Origin of the sequence: Roseinatronobacter thiooxidans (assembly GCF_001870675.1) — a bacterium.
In the GTDB taxonomy this organism is placed as follows: Bacteria; Pseudomonadota; Alphaproteobacteria; order Rhodobacterales; family Rhodobacteraceae; genus Roseinatronobacter; species Roseinatronobacter thiooxidans.
Genome location: NZ_MEHT01000001.1, coordinates 201,603 through 222,092 on the forward strand (window position 1 = coordinate 201,603; position 20,490 = coordinate 222,092).

At 62.2% G+C, this 20,490-nt stretch carries 14 protein-coding genes; 7 read left to right on the forward strand and 7 right to left on the reverse strand.

Annotated features, from left to right (window positions below; all coding sequences use genetic code 11):
• The first annotated feature begins 28 nt into the window (after nucleotides 1–28).
• The gene (locus BG455_RS00890; RefSeq protein ID WP_245735440.1) at nucleotides 29–1,093 is read left to right on the forward strand and encodes a flagellar basal body P-ring protein FlgI; all 1,065 of its coding nucleotides are present in this window, start codon (nucleotides 29–31) and stop codon (nucleotides 1,091–1,093) included.
• A 148-nt stretch (nucleotides 1,094–1,241) separates the two neighbouring features.
• Here the strand turns inward: BG455_RS00890 and BG455_RS00895 are convergent, their stop codons facing one another.
• The 3 genes from BG455_RS00895 to BG455_RS00905 form a co-directional block, all read right to left on the reverse strand.
• On the reverse strand, nucleotides 1,242–4,433 hold the full coding sequence (locus tag BG455_RS00895; protein WP_071468061.1) for a DNA translocase FtsK: 3,192 nt from the start codon (nucleotides 4,431–4,433) through the stop codon (nucleotides 1,242–1,244).
• Between the two features lie 14 nt (nucleotides 4,434–4,447).
• Nucleotides 4,448–5,626: an aminotransferase class I/II-fold pyridoxal phosphate-dependent enzyme gene (locus BG455_RS00900; protein WP_071468062.1), complete on the reverse strand. Its 1,179-nt coding sequence runs from the start codon at nucleotides 5,624–5,626 to the stop codon at nucleotides 4,448–4,450.
• A 188-nt stretch (nucleotides 5,627–5,814) separates the two neighbouring features.
• The gene (locus BG455_RS00905; protein ID WP_071468202.1) at nucleotides 5,815–7,149 is read right to left on the reverse strand and encodes an amidase; all 1,335 of its coding nucleotides are present in this window, start codon (nucleotides 7,147–7,149) and stop codon (nucleotides 5,815–5,817) included.
• A gap of 150 nt (nucleotides 7,150–7,299) precedes the next feature.
• On the opposite strand from BG455_RS00905, the gene BG455_RS00910 reads away from it, so the two are divergent.
• Complete coding sequence (locus BG455_RS00910; protein ID WP_071468063.1) at nucleotides 7,300–8,526, forward strand: FAD-dependent monooxygenase; 1,227 nt, start codon at nucleotides 7,300–7,302, stop codon at nucleotides 8,524–8,526.
• A 30-nt stretch (nucleotides 8,527–8,556) separates the two neighbouring features.
• On the opposite strand, the gene rnd is transcribed toward BG455_RS00910, so the two are convergent.
• The 3 genes from rnd to BG455_RS00925 form a co-directional block, all read right to left on the reverse strand.
• Entirely contained in the window at nucleotides 8,557–9,729 is a 1,173-nt protein-coding gene (gene rnd / locus BG455_RS00915) for a ribonuclease D (RefSeq protein WP_071468064.1), read from the reverse strand.
• Between the two features lie 117 nt (nucleotides 9,730–9,846).
• A complete protein-coding gene (locus BG455_RS00920) occupies nucleotides 9,847–10,608 on the reverse strand; it encodes a MauE/DoxX family redox-associated membrane protein (protein ID WP_071468065.1) in 762 nt (253 codons plus the stop codon).
• Nucleotides 10,609–10,732: 124 nt separating this feature from the next.
• On the reverse strand, nucleotides 10,733–11,221 hold the full coding sequence (locus tag BG455_RS00925) for a DUF892 family protein (protein ID WP_071468066.1): 489 nt from the start codon (nucleotides 11,219–11,221) through the stop codon (nucleotides 10,733–10,735).
• A gap of 216 nt (nucleotides 11,222–11,437) precedes the next feature.
• On the opposite strand from BG455_RS00925, the gene BG455_RS00930 reads away from it, so the two are divergent.
• From BG455_RS00930 to msrA, 5 genes are all read left to right on the forward strand, one after another.
• Nucleotides 11,438–13,702, forward strand: coding sequence for an acyl-CoA dehydrogenase (locus BG455_RS00930; protein ID WP_071468067.1), 2,265 nt, complete (start codon nucleotides 11,438–11,440; stop codon nucleotides 13,700–13,702).
• On the forward strand, nucleotides 13,699–14,988 hold the full coding sequence (locus BG455_RS00935) for an acetyl-CoA C-acetyltransferase (RefSeq protein WP_071468068.1): 1,290 nt from the start codon (nucleotides 13,699–13,701) through the stop codon (nucleotides 14,986–14,988). Before BG455_RS00930 ends, BG455_RS00935 begins: the two co-directional genes overlap by 4 nt.
• The gene (locus BG455_RS00940) at nucleotides 14,988–17,063 is read left to right on the forward strand and encodes a 3-hydroxyacyl-CoA dehydrogenase NAD-binding domain-containing protein (protein ID WP_071468069.1); all 2,076 of its coding nucleotides are present in this window, start codon (nucleotides 14,988–14,990) and stop codon (nucleotides 17,061–17,063) included. Before BG455_RS00935 ends, BG455_RS00940 begins: the two co-directional genes overlap by 1 nt.
• Nucleotides 17,056–18,900 carry an acetyl-CoA hydrolase/transferase C-terminal domain-containing protein gene (locus BG455_RS00945; protein WP_071468070.1) on the forward strand — a complete coding sequence of 615 codons (1,845 nt, stop codon included), beginning with the start codon at nucleotides 17,056–17,058 and terminating at the stop codon, nucleotides 18,898–18,900. Before BG455_RS00940 ends, BG455_RS00945 begins: the two co-directional genes overlap by 8 nt.
• 105 nt (nucleotides 18,901–19,005) lie before the next feature.
• Nucleotides 19,006–19,632, forward strand: coding sequence for a peptide-methionine (S)-S-oxide reductase MsrA (gene msrA / locus BG455_RS00950; RefSeq protein WP_071468071.1), 627 nt, complete (start codon nucleotides 19,006–19,008; stop codon nucleotides 19,630–19,632).
• Here msrA and BG455_RS00955 read toward each other — a convergent pair.
• Entirely contained in the window at nucleotides 19,612–20,490 is an 879-nt protein-coding gene (locus BG455_RS00955) for a ribokinase (RefSeq protein ID WP_071468072.1), read from the reverse strand. The two genes, msrA and BG455_RS00955, sit on opposite strands and share 21 nt — an antisense overlap.

Below are 20,490 nucleotides of genomic sequence, written 5' to 3' on the forward strand. Positions count from 1 at the left end.
ATCGGTTTTTCTGGCCTTCCTGCTGGCCATGCTTGCCCATGCGGCCGACGCCTCTGTCCGGCTGAAAGACCTTGTCGAATTCGACGGTGTGCGCGGCAACGACCTGTTGGGCTACGGTCTGGTCGTGGGGCTGGATGGCACGGGCGATGGCATGCGCAACGCCCCGTTCACCGAGGATATTCTCTCAAATATCCTTGAGCGGCTTGGGGTGAATGTCACGGGTGAACAATTCCGGCCCAGAAATGTTGCTGCGGTCATCGTGACAGCCAGCCTGCCGCCCTTTGCCCGTGCGGGCGGGCGCGTGGATGTAACGGTCTCGGCAATCGGCGACGCGCGCAGCTTGTTGGGCGGCACCTTGGTCATGACCCCCCTCAACGGGGCCGATGGTGCAATTTACGCGGTCGCACAGGGCACGATTATCGCAGGCGGTGCCGCCGCAGAGGGGCAGGGCGCGCGCGAAGTGCGCGGCGTGCCCACCTCGGGGTCTATCCCGCTGGGCGCGCGGGTGGAACGAGAGGTGGATTTCGACTTCACCAGCCTGGAGCGGGTCCGGCTGGCGCTGCGCGTGCCCGATCTGACAACCGCCTTGCGCATTGAAACCGGCATTAACCGCGAATTCAACCGGCAGGTCGCCATGATGACAGACCCGGGCACCGTTGTTCTGGACCTGCGGCAAGTCAATGCGCCTTCGGCTGCGCATGCGCTGGCCCGGATCGAGAACCTGCGCATCACCCCCCAGATCCGCGCCCGCGTTGTGGTAGACCAACGCTCTGGCACGATCGTCATCGGCGAGGATGTCAGGATCAGCCGCGTCGCGGTTGCACAAGGCGGCTTGACCCTGCGCGTGGAAGAAACGCCGCTTGTGGTGCAACCAAACCCCTTTGCCGAAGGGGAAACGATTGTCGTTCCCCGCACACAGGCACAGATTCAAGACGCGCCGCCCATCGCCCTGGCCGAACTGCGCGAGGGCACCACGCTTTCCAACATTGTCGCAGGGTTGAACGCCTTGGGGGTGGCGCCGCGCGACATGATTGACATTCTCAACAGCATCAACGCGGCGGGGGCTTTGCATGCAGAACTGATCGTGCAGTGACGTGCCAACCTGTCAGCAGGGCGCAACCCCAAAGGGGCCTGCCTGCCCGAAGCAGTTTCCGCAAAAAACCGACCTGCATTTGCGGTTCGGAATTGCGACAAATCAAAACGCCAAAGCATCTGGGTGTGTCAACAAACCCCGATACGCTTCAGCCCTGTTCCGGCACCAGAATTTCGCGTTTGCCCACATGATTGGCCGCTGTGACAAGCCCCTCATCCTCCATCTGCTCGACAAGACGCGCGGCTTTGTTATAGCCGATGCCCAGTTTGCGCTGGATATAGCTGGTCGAACATTTGCGGTCCTGAATAACCACCTGCACCGCCTGATCATACAGCGCATCTTCGCCCGTGGTGTTGCCACCCAGCCCCAAGACCGCGTCAATATCGGCTTCCTTGTCGGATTCAGGGCCGTCAACCACGCCGGATTTGTAATCGGGCGGGCCGAAGGATTTCAGGTGGTTCACAACCTCTTCCACCTCTTCGTCGCTGACGAAAGGCCCGTGCACGCGCACAATCCGCGACCCGCCCGCCATATACAGCATGTCCCCCATGCCCAAAAGCTGCTCGGCGCCCTGTTCGCCCAGAATGGTGCGCGAGTCGATCTTGCTGGTCACCTGAAACGAAATCCGCGTGGGGAAGTTCGCCTTGATCGTGCCGGTAATCACATCGACCGAGGGGCGCTGCGTGGCCATGATCAGGTGAATGCCCGAGGCCCGCGCCATCTGCGCAAGACGCTGGATGCAAGCCTCGATTTCCTTGCCTGCCACCATCATCAGATCGGCCATCTCATCGACTACGACAACGATAAAGGGCAAAAGCTGCGGCGCGAATTCTTCCGTCTCGAACACCGGATCGCCGGTTTCATCGTCGAATCCGGTCTGGATGGTGCGCTTGAACATCTCGCCCTTGTCCAGCGCCTCGCGCACGCGGCCATTATAGCCGTCAATATTGCGCACGCCCATTTTCGACATTTTGCGATAGCGCTCTTCCATCTCGCCCACGACCCATTTCAGGGCCACAACGGCCTTTTTCGGGTCGGTCACCACGGGTGACAGCAGATGCGGAATGCCGTCATAGACCGACAGTTCCAGCATCTTGGGGTCGATCATGATCATCCGGCATTCATCGGGCGTCAGGCGATACAGCAGCGACAGGATCATGGTGTTGATCGCCACCGACTTGCCCGAACCTGTTGTCCCTGCAATCAGCAAATGCGGCATCTTGGCCAGATTGGCCACCACCGATTCACCATCAATGGATTTGCCCAGCGCCAGCGGCAGGCGCATCTGGGTATCGCCAAAATCGCGCGCCGACAGGATTTCGCGCAAAACCACTTTTTCGCGCTGCACATTGGGCAACTCGATCCCGATGATCGACCGGCCCGGCACAGTGGACACACGCGCCGACAGCGCCGACATGGACCGCGCAATGTCATCGGCCAGACCAATGACGCGGCTGGCCTTCAGCCCCGGTGCGGGTTCCAGTTCATATTGCGTCACAACAGGGCCGGGGCGGACGCTGACAATCTCGCCGCGCACGCCGTAATCATCCAGCACATTTTCCAGCATCCGCGCGTTTTCTTCCAACGCTTCATCGCTGAGCGTGTAGCGCTGCACCTCGCTTGGGTGTTCCAGAAGCGACAGGGGCGGCAGTTCAAACGCGGGCGCTGCGGGTTCGAATGCAAAGGCCGGTTCTGCCTCGGCCTGCGCCTGACGCGAGGGTTGCGGGCGGGCCTGCGGGGTGGCGACAACGCGGCGCTGCAAGACATGGCCTTTGCGCGGCGGGTCTTGTTCAAACAAGGGTTCTGCATGCAGCACCGGGGCCACAGGGGCAGGCGCAACCGGCGCGGAAGCAGGCGCAGGCGCGGCTGCGTGGGTTGGCTGCGCGGCAAGCATCCAGTCGGGCATGGGCACCGCGCCAAAGGGGGCAGCGGGCAAGCTGGCGCTAAGGCTGGCTGTGGCAACAGGCGGCACATCCTGTGGCGGCACGGGCTGGTGCAGCACAGGTTCTGCGGCGGCATGCGGCACGGGTTGCGGGGCAGGCGCGCGCAAGGGCGGTTCCGATACAGGGTGGCGCGTGCGGTCGAACTGAAACACCGGCTTGGCCCCCTTGCGGTGGCGAATTGCATCGGCAATGCGCGTCTTGATCCGCGCGTCGCCCGAGGGGCGCGCGTCGATCGCAGCCGCCGTCAGGCTGGGTTCCACCAACTCGCCCCGCAGGGGCATTGCAGCCTCTGGTTCGGGGGAAATGGCACCGTTTGGGCGGTTGCTCAGGGATTTCAGGCGCGCCAGCAAGCCGGATGGTGTCTCGTTCGGGTCCTCATGCTGAAACTGCGGGGCAGGGCGCGGGGGTGCAGGGTAATAGGCGTCCTCATCTTCCAGCAGCGGGTAATCGTGGTCATCCTCGCTGTGCAAGGCAAAGTCTTGTGGCGGATGGGCCGCCGCGCGGATCACGGGCGGCGCGCGGCGCGGCTGCCCGCCGTCCAGTCTGGGTTCTGCCCGCGACAAGGTGGGTTCCTGCGGGGCCGCGCCATATGCGGGGCGGGCATTCGGGGCAGGGTGGTGCCGCGCATCGGGCACCGGATGATAGGCCATCGCATCCTCTCGCGTTTGCGCACGCGAGATGCGGGTGTCGTGCAACTTGCGCGCCACGGCCCCGCCTGCCGCCCGAACGCCCAGCGCGCCACCTGCGGCACCACCGCGCAACAGCGCAAGCAAGGCGGCATAGCACAGAACTGTGCCTGCCAAAACAAACCCCAAAAAGCGCAATGCCTCATGCCGGTGAACGCCCAGGGTGAAAGCCCAGATCGCCACAGTCGCGCCCAGCATCACCAGCCCCATCAGCTTGACCCCGGCAGAGGCGCTCATGGGAAGGGCGTTTATCACCGCCCCCAGAACAGTGTCGCCAAACACCCCGCCCATACCATACAGCGTGTCCCAGCCGGCACTCGGCACCAGTGACGCACACCAAACCGAACTAAGCGCCAGCGCGATCGGCAGAAAAATGCCCCGCGCTAAAACCTGATCATGGCCAAACCCTGCAACCAGCCGCGCGCCCCAACCGACAAAGAACAGCACCAGACCCCAAGACGCCATGCCGATGATAATCATCATCGGCGATGCGATCATCGCACCCATGCGCCCAAGCGAGTTCTGGACCGGCACATCGGAAGAGCTAAGCCAGCTTGGGTCCGCCGGTGAATACGACCCCAGCATCAACGCGACCATGGCGCCCAGAACAATCAGCCCCAGCCCCAGCAATTCGCGGCCGCGCTTTTGCAACATTGCTTGCAGATTGCTGTCAAGCAAAGGGTCGCTCGAACGGGTGTTATAGGATGCCATCTGTTAAAGCCTCGTTACGGGTAAAGACAATTACGCAAGCGCCGAAGCGCCTCTTCCAGTTCGTCAATCGGGGCCACCATCGCCACGCGGATGAAATTCTTGCCGGGGTTCACACCTGCGATGTCGCGCGACAAATACGCCCCCGGCAAGACGCGAATGCCGGTTTTCTGCCACAGATGCAGGGCGGCGGCTTCGCCATCCTCTACAGGCAACCACAGGAAAAACCCTGCTTCCGGCCCCTGATAGCCGTCAACCGATGCAAATATGCGGTCGGCCAGCGCGTATTTCTGCTGATACAGCGCCCGAGAGCGGTTTACATGCGCTTCATCATTCCACGCGGCGGCGGCGACATGCTGCAAGGGTTCGGGCAAGGGCGCGCCCGCATAGGCCCGCAACTGGCGGATACGCCGGATCGACTCGACCCCGCCTGCAACAAAGCCAGACCGAATTCCCGGCAGGTTGGACCGTTTGGACAAGGAATGAAAAGACAACACGCGTTCGGGGTCCGCGCCCATGTCGCGCGCGGTTTGCAGCAGGCCGGGGGGGGGCGTGTCGCGGTAAATCTCGGAATAGCATTCATCGGCGAAAATGCGGAAATCGTGTTTTTCGGCCAAATCGATCAGATTGCGCAGATAGGCCGTGTCCGCAACAGACCCCTGCGGGTTCGCGGGTGAACAGATATAGACAATCGCGGCACGGTCCAGCACATCGGCGGGCAGGTTCGCGTAATCGGGCAAATGGCCGCTATCCTTGGTGGCGGGCACAAAGATCGCCTCGGCCCCCAGAACCAGCGCGGCCACAGCATATGCCTGATAAAACGGGTTCGGCGTCAGGATAACCGGCTGCTGGCCATTTTTGTGTTCAGGGCAAAGCGCAAGGGCCGCGTTGAACAACCCTTCGCGCGTGCCGTTCAGAACCATCAGGTTTTCATGGCCCAGCGTGGTCGCATAGCGGCGCGAAAACCACCCCTGAAGGGCATCCAGCAAGGGCGGGATACCTTCATTGACGGGGTATTTTGCAAATCCGTCCAGATGGGCATTCAGCACATCCGACAAAAAAGGCGGCATCTCGTGGCGCGGCTCGCCAATTGTCATGGCAATGGGCGCACCACCGGGTTGGTGGTGGTCCAACAGCGCACGCAGGCGCGGGAATGCGTATTCAGGCAGGTTCGAAAACCGCTCTGGAAATGCCATGGACTGCCTCTAATTCATGGGGTCTTTTGCCCCTATTGACTGGAAGCATACCCTGACAGATCGCGCTGGTCCAGAAAAAGGCTTGAAGAAACCACATTAACCCCGCGAATTTGTGGCATTTTCGCAGAACACACAAGATGTCGTGTGTCCTGCGTCCCTTTTCCCTAGCGCTAGCGCACGCCCTGACCTTAGTGCACCAGCTTTTCTGCCCCCGCCCCCAGACGCAGCAGGTTATCCTCGCGCATCGGGGGGGCCATCAGGCTGATCCCGACAGAGGGGGTTTGCGTGGGCAGGGTCAGCGCGCACAGGCCCAACAAGTTGCCAATCCGCGTGTTACGCAATGTCAGCAGGTTCTCGGTGGTGAAATAGGCGTGGTCATTCATCAACCGTTCGGCATCGGGGGGCATGTTGGGCGCAGTGGGCAGCAATACAGCGTCATACCCCGCAGTCTGCGCCAGATATGCCTGCCGATGCGCGCGCAACGCATCCCATGCTGCCAGATAATCCGTCGCCAGATGGTCGCGGCCAGAGCGGAACCGCTCCAGAATAGGTGCGAAGACGGCCTCTGGCCGCGTCTCGATCAACTCTCGCCACTGCGCATAGCATTCGGGTGTGTAGATAATGGCAGAAAGCGCCAGCGCCTCCTCGACCGGGGCAAGGGTGGCGCGGTCAATCTGCGCGCCTGCCGCTTCCAGTTGCGCCACCGCGCGCTCGAACCCCTGCGCGGGTTCATCGCGGATACCCTCGAACGGGGCACCCTCCAGCACCAGAAAGCGCCGCCCTGCCACTGTTGCGCCGCGCAGATCGGGGGCGGGGCGGTTTTCCATAATGGCCAGCACATGCGCGCAATCCTCGACACTGCGGGCCAACGGCCCGACAGAATCGAACTTCGGTGCCAAGGGCACCACCCCTTCCAACGACAACCGCCCCGATGTGGTTTTCAGCCCCACAAGGTCATTCCACGCGGCCGGAATGCGCACAGACCCGCCTGTATCCGACCCGATGGCAACAGGGGCCAGCCCGAAGGCCACCGATGCCGCCGACCCCGAAGACGACCCCCCCGGCACAGCCTGCGGGTTGTTAATGCAGGGCGGCGTTTCTGTCACAGGGTTCAGCCCCAAGCCCGAATAGGCGAATTCCGTCATATGTGTTTTGCCAAGGCAAACAGTGCCGGCTTGCGTCATGGCGCACAACATTGCCCCATCGGACGTGGGAACACGCCCGCGCAACAGCGCGGTGCCAGACTCGGTTGCAACACCTGCGGTGTCGAACAGGTCTTTCCATGACACCGGCACACCATCCAGCACCCCGCGCCGCAAGCCTGCCCGCGCACGGCCCCGCGCGGCCATAGCCTCGTCCAGCGCGCGTTCGGGCGTCAGCCGCGCATAAATGCGGGTGCCGACAGGGTGCGCGCGGATCGCGTCCAGAAAGGACTCTGTCAGTTCGACAGGGCAAATCGTGCCCGCCCCGATCTCGCGGCCCAGTTCACATGCCGATAGTTTGGCCCAGTTTTTATCCGTCATTTGCCCCTCGCGCTGCTGGCTTGTTTTGCAGGAAGGGACTATTTGCAGATAACAAATGTCAAGCCCAATAGGCATGGCAGGGCATGAAAAGGCATGGGTTTGGTGCTTTTGCCGCATGGACTTTGTGCATCTGGATGTCATAGTTGCACCATGACATATGACACCGATATCCTGATCGTGGGCGGCGGGCTGAATGGCCCGTCACTGGCACTGGCGCTGGCGCAAGGGGGCTTGCGCGTAACCGTGGTAGATGCGCTGCCGCGCGACACGCGCGCCGACCCCGAATTCGATGGCCGCTCCTATGCGATGGCAATCGCCTCGACCCGCGTTTTGGCGGGGTTGGGGGTGTGGGCCGATGTCGCGGACAAAACACAGCCCATCTTGCAGATCAAAGCCAGCGATGGCCGCCCCGCCGAAGGGGCCGCGCCGTTTTTCCTGCATTTCGACCATGCCGAGATTGAAGAAGGCCCGATGGGCCATATGCTGGAAGACCGCGTCTTGCGCCCTGCCCTTCTGGCGGCAATGGACCGCGAAGACCGTATCACACAGCTTTCGGGTGAACGTGTCGTCGCGCAGCAGATCGACGCACATGGCGCGACCGCCACCCTTGAAAGCGGCAAGACCCTGCGCGCGCGCCTGCTTATCGGCTGCGACGGGCGCGACAGCCCGACCGCCCAGCGCGCAGGCATCAAGCGCACCGGCTGGGATTACGGCCAGACAGGGCTGGTCTGCGCTGTGGCGCATGAACTGCCCCATAACGGCTGCGCGCATCAGTTTTTCATGCCTGCGGGACCATTGGCGATTTTGCCCTTGCCCGGCAACCGATCGTCCATTGTCTGGAGCGAACGCACAGACACCGCCGCCGCCATTCACGCGTTGGAGGATGACGCCTATCTGGACGCCCTGCGCCCCCGCTTTGGCGAATTTCTGGGCGATATTTCACTGGCAGGCAAGCGCTTTGCCTATCCGCTGAAACTGACCATCGCCAACAGCTTCATCGGCCCGCGTCTGGCGCTGGTGGGCGATGCGGCGCATGGGTTGCACCCGATTGCTGGGCAGGGTTTCAATTTCGGTCTGCGCGATGTGGCCGCACTGGCCGAGGTGCTGATCGAGGCGCAGCGGCGCGGCGAAGATATTGCAAGCCCGCTGGTGCTGGAACGCTACCAGCAATGGCGCCGCTTTGACACAATGGTTATGGCCGTTGGCACCGACAGCGTGAACCGCCTGTTTTCCAATGACAACCCGCTGTTGCGCGGGTTGCGCGATCTGGGCATGGGGGCCATTTCCGCCGTGCCCGCCCTGCGCCGGACCTTCATCCGGCAAGCCGCAGGGCTGACAGGCGACCTGCCCCGCCTGATGCGGGGCCTGCCGATCTGAAAGTGGCCCTGCCCAACTAGCGGGGCCCAATTAACGGGGCAGGGCCATCACCTCAACCCGCTCGCCCCGCACGGCAAGGCCGACTTCGCCGTTGCACAGGCTTAACGCGTCATCGCCAAACACCACCGCGCGCCAGCCCGACAGCGCGGGCACATCGCGCGCGCCTGCGGCCAAAGCATCCAGATCCGCCGCCGAGGCGATAAGTTTTGCCGCCACGCCAGTTGCATCGGATTTGGCCTTCAGCAGCACACGCAGCAAATCCGCCAATGCCGGATTGACCTGCAAATTCTCGCGGCCATTCTCTGGCTTTGGAAAATTCTCTGGTGCGCAATCCAGCCCACGGGCCACGGCATCCAGAATCCCTTGGGCAATCTCGCCCTTGCGGGCTTCGCGCAACAACAGGCGCGTGCGGCCCAGATCATCTGTGGTTTTGGGCTTGAGCGCGACCAGCTCCAACAGCGCATCATCCTTGAACACCCGAGAGCGCGGCACATCATTGGACTGCGCATGGGTTTCACGAAACTGCGCCAATTCGCGCATGATCGCCAGAAACCGACCGGAATCATTGCGCGTCTTGACACGCTTCCATGCCTCTTCGGGGCGGGTGATATAGGTTTCGGGATCGTCCAGCGTGGCAAGTTCTTCCGAAACCCAACTTGCGCGCCCCGTCTCTTCCAGCTTTGCCGCCAGTTTTTCATAGATCACGCGCAGATGGGTGACATCTGCCAGCGCATAGCCCAGTTGCGCATCGCTCAAGGGCCTGCGCGACCAGTCAGTGAAGCGGGAACTTTTATCAACACTGCCGCGCGTCAGTTTGCGCACAAGGGTTTCATACCCGATCTGGTCACCAAACCCGCAAACCATGGCGGCAATCTGGGTGTCAAACAGCGGCGTGGGCAGGGTGCGCCCCTCGATCAGGAAAATCTCCAGATCCTGCCGCGCGGCATGCAGCACCTTGACTGTGCTTGTATCGCGCAAAAGGGTATAAAACGGCTCTAGCGACAGGCCCTTGGCCAGCGGGTCAACCAGCACCGCAGGGCCGGTTTCCGGCCCGGCAGGGCCGGGCAAAGCCATCTGCAACAAACACAGCTTGGCATAATATGTCCGCTCGCGCAGAAACTCGGTGTCGATCGTCACATAGGGGGCTGCGTGCGCCTGCGCACAAAACCGCGCCAGTTCGTCGGTCGTGGTGATCAGATCCATTGAAATTGCCTGACTGCTTGTCCTGTAGCAAATGCATAGGCAAAATGCGCGACCTTGGAAAGCCCTACAACCAAGGACTTTCACCCGCGATACGCAGCGCGCGGGTGCCATACCCTGTTACAGCCCAAGCACTGTAATCTTGAACAGCATCCACAGGGCCATTGCGATCATCATCAGGTTTTCAGTCAGCGATACAAAGCCCAAAGGAACATTGCTGTCCCCGCCCACACAGGCGCATTTCAACTCTCGCTTGTCGATATAGACCGCCTTGAACACCGACACCGCGCCGATTGTGCCAATAAACAGCGCAACAGGTATCGAAAGCCACATCAGCGCGCCTGCAACCATCAAAATACCGGCCAGCCCTTCGGCAAACGGATAGACATATCCGTAGCGCACCCAGCGCTGTGCCAGCAGGTCATAATTCAGAAACATGGTCGAGAAACTCTCGATATCCTTCAGTTTCTGCAATGCCAGCAGGCACATGGCAAAGGCAATGAACCATTCGGCAGCCGTGATCGTCACCACCTGGCCAAAGGCCCCCCAACTGGCGGCCAAAGCCATCGCCGCCGCCATCGCAAACAGCGCAATGACAGGGGTATAGGTGGTTTCATCCTTATCCGGCACATCCTTGCCAAAATACGCCAGCAACTCTTCATACCCGCCAATCCTTTCGCCGCCGATAAACGCCTGCGGCGTGGTCGAGACACCATAGCGCGCGCGCACCTCATCTGTCTGCGCGCGGGTGGTCAGCGGGTGGTCTTCAACCTCAAAGCCCTGACGTTTCAGCAAATCAAGCGATTTCAGGCCATAGGGACATGTATGCTCTGTCATGACCATCCGGTAAAGCGTGGCGGTTTTCTGCGCCGTGGCTGGCATATGGCACCTTCTGCTTTCGGTTGGACCCTGCATCGCGGCAAACACGCACGCCGCAGCGGTCCGTGGGGGGGGTGCCCGCCCCGATGGCACTGCATCAGGGCGGGCGCGGCCTTGTGGCCTGCACTTAGGCGGCGTGCTGGTTTATGTTTTCTTCGGCAATCTGTGACATGGTCTTGTCGCCCGAATAGGCCGCATCCAGCATGGCGCGCAACACATCCACATCTTCGGTCAGGCCCAACTGGCTGGCAAAAGCGGCGGCACAGCCATAGCCCGCAATCGCATAATGCGCCATGCGCTGGTATTGCGTAATGATCACGGCATCGCGCACGGCATCCACAGCGAAATCTTCCCGCAGCGCATGGCTGCGCGCCTCTCGGACAAGTCCTTCCATGCCTTTGCACTGCGCCCCACCCACAGCGGCGGCATGGGGCTGAAGCAGTTTTTCAAGTTTGGCCGCGCCATCCTCTATGCCTGCGACGCCCCGCTCCAGCGCGTGGGTAAGCGGGTCTGCAGTGGCGGCGTCTGCCAGTTCGCGCGTGGCTTTCACGGCCTGCCGGTTGGCACTCAGCAAATCTTGCAACTGGTGGATATAGACATCTTTCAAGCTTTCCATGGTGAACTCCTTTCACATCGGGTTTCACATCCGGCCCACGACAGGGCCTTCTCACTCTCAACGCATGGGCAGGCGGGATGGTTGCGTTGAGCGGGTGATTTCTGCGCATTGCAGCACCCGCGCCCCACCCCCAGCCAGACAGCCGCAAACACCCGCTTTGCACAGCAATCATGGAACGTTTTTCCAGCCCGCGCGTTAAACTGTCTGGAGGAATTCATGTCATCATTGCGCAAAAAGCACCTGACGAAACCGATATTTCACTGGGCCAAAGGGGCCATGCCCAGCCTGTCACAGACAGAGCGCGAAGCGCTGGAGGCTGGCGAAACATGGTGGGATGCCGAATTGATGTCGGGCAACCCCGATTGGAAAAAGCTGCTTGCCACACCCGCCCCCGCATTGACCGAGGCAGAGCAGGCCTTTCTCGATGGCCCCTGTGTAAAGCTATGCACCATGCTGGATGACTGGGCGATCAACCGCACCGATGGCGACCTGCCCGCCCCCGTCTGGGAATTCATGCGCGAAAACAGGTTTTTCGGCCTGATCATCGCGCGCGATTATGGGGGCCTTGGCTTTTCCGCTTTTGCCCATTCCGAAGTGGTGCGCCGCGTGTCGATGGCCTCGATCCCTGCTGCGGTGACAGTCATGGTGCCCAATTCCCTTGGCCCCGGTGAATTGCTGCACCTGTTCGGCACAGATGCGCAGAAAGATCACTGGTTGCCACGGCTGGCAGACGGGCGCGAATTGCCCGCCTTTGGCCTGACCAGCGACGAGGCAGGCTCGGACGCCTCTGCCATGGTTGACACGGGTGTTGTCTGTCGCGGGCAGTGGCAGGGCAAAGAGGTGCTGGGCATACGGCTGAACTGGTCCAAGCGCTACATCACCCTAGCCCCTGTCTGCACCATCCTTGGCCTTGCTTTCAAACTGCAAGACCCCGACGGGCTGCTGGGCGACACCCCGGACCCCGGCATCACCTGCGCGCTGGTCCCCACCGACCTGCCCGGTGTGGAAACCGGACGCAGGCATATCCCTTCCGGCACCATGTTCCAGAACGGGCCAACCACGGGCAAGGATGTGTTCATTCCCGTGGACAATATCATCGGCGGGCCAGAGCAGGCAGGCAAGGGCTGGCTGATGCTGATGAGTGCTTTGGCGGCAGGGCGCGGTGTATCGCTGCCCTCGCTGGCCTGCGCGGGCACCACATTGGCAGCCCATTCCAGCGGGGCCTATGCGCGGGTGCGCGAACAGTTCAACCTGCCCATTGCAAAATTCGGCGGCATACAGGAACCGCTGGCGCGGCTTGCGGCCAATGCCTATGCGGTAAACGCCGCCCGCCACCTGACCTGCGCAGGGCTGGATGAAGGGCGCGCGCTGTCGGTCATCTCGGCGCTGATGAAATACTCCGCCACCGACCGCATGCGCGCATCCATTGACGACGCGATGGATATTCACGCGGGCAAAGCCGTGATTGACGGGCCGATGAATTACCTCTCGGCCAATTACCGCGCCGTGCCCATCGGCATTACGGTTGAAGGGGCCAATATCGTCACCCGCTCGCTTATGGTGTTCGGGCAAGGGGCCATTCGCGCGCATCCGCATCTGCTGGATGAAATTCTGGCGCTGGAAAACGGGCAGGAAGATGCAGGGCTGGCGGCCTTCGACACCCATTTCTGGCGCCATGTCGGCCATTCCATCCGCACGGTGGGCCGCAGCTTTGGCCGCGCGCTGACAGGCGCGCGCTTTGCCCCCGCCCCCCCAAAAGCCACCGAGGCGCGCGATGCGCCGCTTTACCGTGAACTGGCGCGCTGGTCGGCGGCCTATGCCATCACCGCAGATATGGCCTTTCTGACCATCGGCGGCGGGCTAAAGCGGATGGAAATGCTCTCGGGGCGCATGGCCGATATTCTAAGCGAGTTATACATCACCTCTGCCGTGCTGAAACACTGGCAAGATCAAGGCAGGCAGGCCGAAGATTTCGACCTTGTCGCCTATTGCGCGCAAAGCTCTTTCGCGCGCATCAGCGCCTTGCTGGATGACACGATCGCCAATTTCCCCGCGCGCGGCGCGGCATTGCTGCTGCGCGTCATCACCCGCCCGCGCGCTGTGGGGCGCGCGCCCTCCGATGCGCTGACCGCGCGCTGCGCCGCCCTTATCAGCGAAGACGGGCCAACCCGCGACAGGCTGGGCCGCGAGCTGACAGGGCCGGGGCAGACTGCGGGCATTGTCGCGCTGAATGACGCCTATCGCAAAACCATCGCCGCAGAGGGCCTGCGCAAACGCCTGCGCGAACTGGGCATGACCCCGACAGATGCCTTCAAGGCAGGGTTATTGACGCAGGCCGAGAAAACCCAGCTCGATGATCTGGCGCATGCCGTGGCCAAGGTGGTCGCGGTCGATGATTTCTCGCCCGAGGACTTCGCCGCCATGCTGCCCACACCCGAACACGCGCACCGCACCCACCCGAAACCCGAGGCCGCCGAATGACCGCGCCGAGAGAGGTTTTTCTTGTCGATGGCACGCGCACGCCTTTCTTGAAAGTGCGCGGCAAGCGCGGGCCATTCACCCCTGTGGATCTGGCGGTGCAATGCGGCCGCCCGCTGCTGGCGCGCCAGCCCTTTGCCCCCGATGCCTTCGACATGGTCATTCTGGGCTGCGTCAATGTCATCGCGGATGAAATGAACCCCGCCCGCGTGGCCGCCCTGCGGCTGGGCATGGGCGATCAGATGGTGGCCTTTACTGTCCAGATCAATTGCGGATCAGGCATGCAATCCATCGACACCGCCTTTCGCACCATCCGCGAAGGCTCTGCCGAGATGATCCTTGCAGGCGGGGCAGAGGCATTGAGCCATGCACCCCTGATGCTGCGCGATGCCGCGGTGGACTGGCTGGCAGGGGTGCAAACCGCCTCTGGCCCGTTCGCCACCGCGCAAAACGCGCTCAAGATCAAGCCCAAGCACCTCAAACCCGTGATCGGGCTGGAACGCGGCCTGACAGACCCGATTACCGACCTTAGCATGGGCCAGACAGCAGAAGTGCTGGCGCATCATTTCGGAATCACCCGCATGATGGCCGACACCTATGCGGTGGAAAGCCACGCCCGCTTGGCCGCAGCGCAACAGGACGGCACCCTGACGGACGAGGTTATGCCCGCCTTTGGCCCCGATGGCACAGTTTACCGCGCAGATGACGGCGTGCGCGAAGGCAGCACAGTGGCAAAGCTGGGCGGGCTGAAGCCTGTGTTTGAAAAACCCTATGGGCAGGTGACAGCGGGCAATGCCTCGCAGGTCACTGACGGGGCATCATGGTGCATTCTGGCCTCTGGGCAGGCTGTCGCAGAACATGGGCTAGTGCCTATCGCGCGGCTGGTCGATAGCGCATGGGCCGCGCTTGACCCGTCGCTTATGGGGCTGGGGCCGGTCATGTCGGCAACACCCCTGCTGACGCGCCACGGCTGGGGCCGCGAAGATATAGACCTGTGGGAAATAAACGAAGCCTTTGCCGCGCAGGTTCTGGCCTGCCTTGCCGCATGGCAAGACCCGCGCTTTTGCCGCGATGTGCTGGGCCTGAAAGACAGTTTCGGCGCAATCCCCCGCGACAGGCTGAACATTCACGGCGGCGCGATTGCACTGGGCCACCCAGTTGGCACCAGCGGCAACCGCATTGTGCTGCATCTGGCAAATGCCCTGAAAGCCGCAGGCGGGGGGCGCGGTGTGGCGACAGAATGCATTGGCGGCGGACAAGGCGGCGCGATGGTATTGGAGGCAGTCTGATGAACAAGCCATTTCAAGACTACCTGGCCCCCTCGATGCTGGAACTGGGCGGCGCAGATATGCCGGGCGATGGGGATTGGCGCTATGGCCAGGATACAGACCAGATCGGCTGGCTGGTGCTGGACCGCAAGGATGCGTCGGTCAACACCATCTCGGACAGTGTTTTGCGCGAACTTGACACCCACCTTGACCGGATCGAGGCCGCACCCCCCCGCGCGCTGGTGCTGCGCTCTGGCAAATCCGCAGGGTTTGCCGCAGGGGCCGATATTCACGCCCTCGCCAAAATGGATGCAGAACAAACCGCAAAACTGCTGAGCGAAGCGCATGCGGTGTTGCACCGGCTGGAAGGGCTGTCTTGCCCCACCATTGCAGTTGTACATGGCGCAGCCCTTGGCGCGGGGTTTGAAATGGCGCTGGCCTGTGACTACCGCATCGCCATTGAAGGGGCCTCTTTCGGGTTGCCCGAAGTGCAACTTGGCCTGCATCCGGGGCTGGGCGGCACCGTGCGCCTGCCCGCACTGATCGACCCGCTACAGGCCATGCAGATGATGCTGACAGGCAAGACCGCGCATACCAGACGCGCGCAAGATCTGGGCATCGCAGATATCGTGACCGAAGAACGCCATGTGCGCGCCGCAACGCTGGCCGTGGCACGCGGCGAGGTGGACCAGCACAAACGCGGCCTGATGGGGCACGCCTTCAGCCTGTCTGCCGCGCGCATTCTGGCCGCCGACAGAATGCGGCGCGAAGTGCAGAAGAAAGCCCCCAAACACCACTACCCCGCCCCCTATGCCCTGATCGAGATTTGGGCCGAACATGGCAACGACCCAAACGCCATGCAAAAGGCCGAAATCGCGTCATTCGCAAAGCTTTTGCAAACCGAGACCAGCAAGAACCTGATCCGCGCCTTCATGCTGCGCCAAACCCTGAAATCGGGCGCGAAAGGCGAATGCGACATCGCGCGTGTCCATGTGGTTGGCGCGGGCGTCATGGGGGCCGAAATTGCGGCATGGGGTGCCATGCAGGGCAAACAGGTCACTGTCACCGACCCGGATGAGGCCGCACTTGGCAAAACCATCCAGCAGGCCGCGCAAATCTGCAAACAGGCGCATAAAGACAGGCACGCCACCCGCGACACGCTGGACAGGCTTATGCCAGACCCGCGCGGCTATGGCGCGCGCCATGCCGATCTGGTGATCGAGGCAGGACCGGAAAACCCCGAGGTGAAAGCCAAAATCTTTGCCGAACTGGCAAAACGCATCAAGACAGGGGCCATTCTGGCCACCAACACCTCTAGCCTGCATATCGGCGCATTGACAAAACATGTGCCCGATACCGCGCGCTTTGCAGGCCTGCATTTCTTCAACCCCGTCAACAAGGTGCCGCTGGTCGAAGTGGTCAGCCATGACGCCACCAGCCCCGACACACGCGCGCGCCTGATGGCGTTTTGCACCTCCATCAACCGCCTGCCGGTTGCCGTGACAGACGCGCCGGGGTTCTTGGTAAACCGCGCGCTGATGCCCTATTTGCTGGAAGCGCTTTTGCTGATCGACGAAGGCACCCCGAAAGAGCGTATCGACCGCGCCGCGCTGGATTTCGGCATGCCGATGGGGCCAGTCACTTTGGCCGATCAGGTGGGGCTGGATATTTGCCTTGATGTCGCGCAAAGCCTACAAAAATCGCTCGATGGTAAAATCGCCTATGTCCCCGCATTGCTGCGCGACAAGGTCGAGGCGGGCGATCTGGGCCGCAAAACAGGGCGCGGCTTTTACGACTGGTCAAACGGCACGCCCACGCCCGCCACTAACGCCACCGCCAGCGAAGACCTGACAGACCGCCTGATCCTGCCCATGCTGGATGCCTGCGCCGAATGCCTGCGCAAAGGTGTCGTCGCCAACCGCGACGATCTGGATGCCGCGATGATCTTTGCCACAGGCTTTGCACCCTTCCGCGGCGGCCCCATGCACTATGCGGCCACCCGCGGCTTTGGCACCATTCACACGCGGCTGGAAGCGCTTGAAAAAGAATTCGGCGCGCGTTTCCAGCCCGACCCTTACTGGGCCACGCATGCCTGAACCCACGGCGCATTTCACCGATGAGGAGCCGGTCATTGACTGGATTCTCGCAACACTCGGGCATGATCTGCGCGTGGCCCTGCCGCTGGGGCTGGGCAAGCCGGTCACACTCATCAATGCGCTGGTGCGCCGTGCCTGCAATGACCCCTCGATACGCTTGCAGATTTTCACAGCCCTGACGCTAGAGCGGCCCACCCCCGCTTCCGATACCGAGCGCCGCTTTCTTGAACCCGCGCTGGACCGGCTGTTTGGTGCCTATCCGCAGATCGAATATGCCGCATTGTTGCGCGCGGGCAAACTGCCGCAAAATATCGAAGTTACCGAATTTTTCCTGCAAGCGCCAAACTGGGTGAAAGTGCCGCAAGCGCAGCAAAATTACGTTTCCGCCAATTATACCCACGCGCCTGATGTGCTGCTGGGGCAAGACCCAAACCTTGTCTTGCAACTGCTGGCCAGCGATGGCGCGCGCCTAAGCCTGTCTTGCAACACCGACATTACCAGCGACCTGTTGCGCCTGCGCCAGCAGGGCAAGGCCAGTTTCGCCTTTGTCGGGCAGGTGCATGCGGGCCTGCCCTTCATGGCAGGGCCTGCGGAACTGGCGGCTGCCGAATGCGGCGCGCTGCTTACCCCGGACACCCCGCCGCATGACCTGTTTTCGGTCGTCAAGCAACCTGTCGGGCTGCAAGATCACGCCATCGCGCTGCATGCCTCGCGGCTGGTGCGCGACGGGGGCACACTACAAATCGGCATTGGCCAGATCGGAGATGCGATTGCCCACGCCCTGACGCTTCGCCATGACGCGGAAATCGCACCGCTATGGGAAAACTGCCCCTTCCCGCGCGCGCCCCGCTTCGATGAAACCGGCCCGTTCCGGACCGGTCTGTATGGCGTAACAGAAATGCTGGTCGATGGGCTGCTCGCACTGTTTGAACGCGGCATCATCCGCCGAGAGGTGGATGGCGTGGCCATCCATGCAGGGTTTTTTCTGGACAGTCGGCAGTTCTACGCCCGCCTGCATGCCCTGCCCCCGCAGGACCGCGCGCGCATTGCCATGATGCCCGTGTCCTTTACCAATTCGCTTTTGGGGGACGAGCCTGCCAAACGCGCCGCGCGCCAGCACGCGCGCTTCATCAACTCTGCCATGATGGTCACCTTGCTGGGCGCGGTTGTGTCCGATGGCACCGAAAACGGGCAGGTTGTCAGCGGCGTGGGCGGGCAGTTCAATTTCGTGACCCAAGCCTTTGCGCTGGAACAGGCCCGCGCGGTCATCACCCTGCCCGCCACGCGCAAAGGCAGGCTGGGGCTGAAATCCAACATCCGGTTTTCCTATGGCCATGTCACCATTCCGCGCCATCTGCGCGATATTGTGGTCACCGAATACGGCATTGCCGATCTGCGCGGCAAAAGCGATGCCGATACCATTGCGGCCCTGCTGGAAATCGCCGACAGCCGCTTTCAGCCAGAACTGGAGGCAAAGGCCAAAGCTGCGGAGAAATTGCCAAAAAGCTACCGCTTGCCTGCATCCGCGCGCAACAATACCCCAAAAGCGCTGAACGCATGGTTGCGCCCGCATCAGCCCGCGCGCCTGCCCCGCTTCCCCTTCGGCACCGACTTCACCGAGATCGAGCAAATTCTGCTGCCCGCGCTGGCCGATCTGCGCGACGCCAGCACACGCTGGCCCGATCTGCTGGGGCTGATGGTTCGCGGCCTGCGCGGGCAACCGGCCCCGCGCGAAGAAAATGCACTGGCGCGCATGGCACTGCACCGGCCCGACACGCTCAAGACTCGGTTAACAGCTTTGGCCCTGCGCGGCGCATTGCGCCAGCAAACGCACTAAACGCGCCAAATATGCGCGCCCTGTCACCCGAATGTGACCACAAAAACAAACCCAACTGCCAGTCTGTCGCGTAATGTAGGGCAGATCATATTGGAGAGATGCGCGATGTTCAGAGTTTTTGCAGTCTTACTGCTGGCACTTCTGGGACTGCCAGCCGCCGCCCAGCAAACCGAAACCGCCCTTGTTGCAGGCGGCTGTTTCTGGTGTGTCGAATCCGATTTCCGGCGGGTCGAGGGGGTGACAGATGTGCGCGTAGGCTTTGCCGGCGGCACCACACCGGACCCCAGCTATGATGACGTGGTGCGCGGGCGCACCACACATCTGGAATCCGCGCTGATCACCTTCGACCCTGCGCAAATCAGCTATGACCAGATCCTGCATATGTTCCTGCGCTCAGTCGATGTGCTGGATGATGGCGGGCAATTCTGCGACCGTGGCGCGCATTACACCACGGCAATCTTTGCCACCCCTGACCAGATGGCGCAGGCACAGGCTGCTATTTCCGCCGCCGAAGCGGAACTTGGCCAAAGCATCGTCACCCCCGTGCGCGCAGCCACCCCGTTCTATGAGGCGGAAGAGTATCACCAGAATTACGCCAAATCCACAGAACGCACCCTGACCCGCTTTGGCTGGGTGGAACGGCAGGCAGCCTATAAAAACTACCGCGAAGGCTGCGGCCGTGACCGGCGCGTGAACCAGCTTTGGGGCATGTCAGCCCCGTTCGTGAATTAACGCCTCTATCTCGGCGCGCGTCGGCATGGCAGCGGCCGTGCCGTGCCGCGACACCTGAATGGCAGCGGCAGCAGCGGCAAATTGCATGGCATCTTCGGGCAAAGCCCCCATCGACAAGGCCGCCGCCAAAGCCCCTGTAAAGCAATCCCCTGCCCCTGTTGTATCCACCACCTGCGTGGGCAGGGCGGGCACAACAATATCGGGCGTGCCGCGCGCATGCCAGCTTGCCCCCTCGGCCCCGCGCGTGATGACAACAGTTTCCACCGGCAAATCTTCAAACGGCGTATCAAGCGCCGCGCGCAGCTGCGCTGCCTCGACCGCGTTCATGACCAGCGTGTTCACATAGGGCAGAACCGCGCGCACCGCCGCAATCTCGAACGGGGCGGCGGAATAGATCACTTCCATCCCCCGCCCCATCGCGGCTTCGGCAATTTCGGGCTGAAACGCGGTTTCATTCTGCAATAGCAAAATATCGTCCAGTTCCGCCTGTTCCAGCGCCGCAAGAACCGGCGCCAGCGCCATGGCCCGATTGGCCCCCGGTTCGATGATGATGGAATTCTCGCCCTGATGGTCCAGCAAGATCACCGCATGGCCTGTCGGCCCCTCAACCTGCTGGATGCCGTCACACACCACCCCGTCTGCCGCAAGCGCGGCCAGCGCGCGCGCGCCATCTGCCCCGACAGCACCCAGATGGCGCACCGGCGCGCCCGCGCGCGCCGCCGCAACAGATTGGTTGGCCCCCTTGCCCCCGAACTCTGTCCGATAGGCAGAGGCGGCAAGCGTCTCACCCGGTGCGGGCAAATGCGCCAGCCAGTAGAAATGGTCGATATTGATCGACCCGAAACACCAGACAGTCAC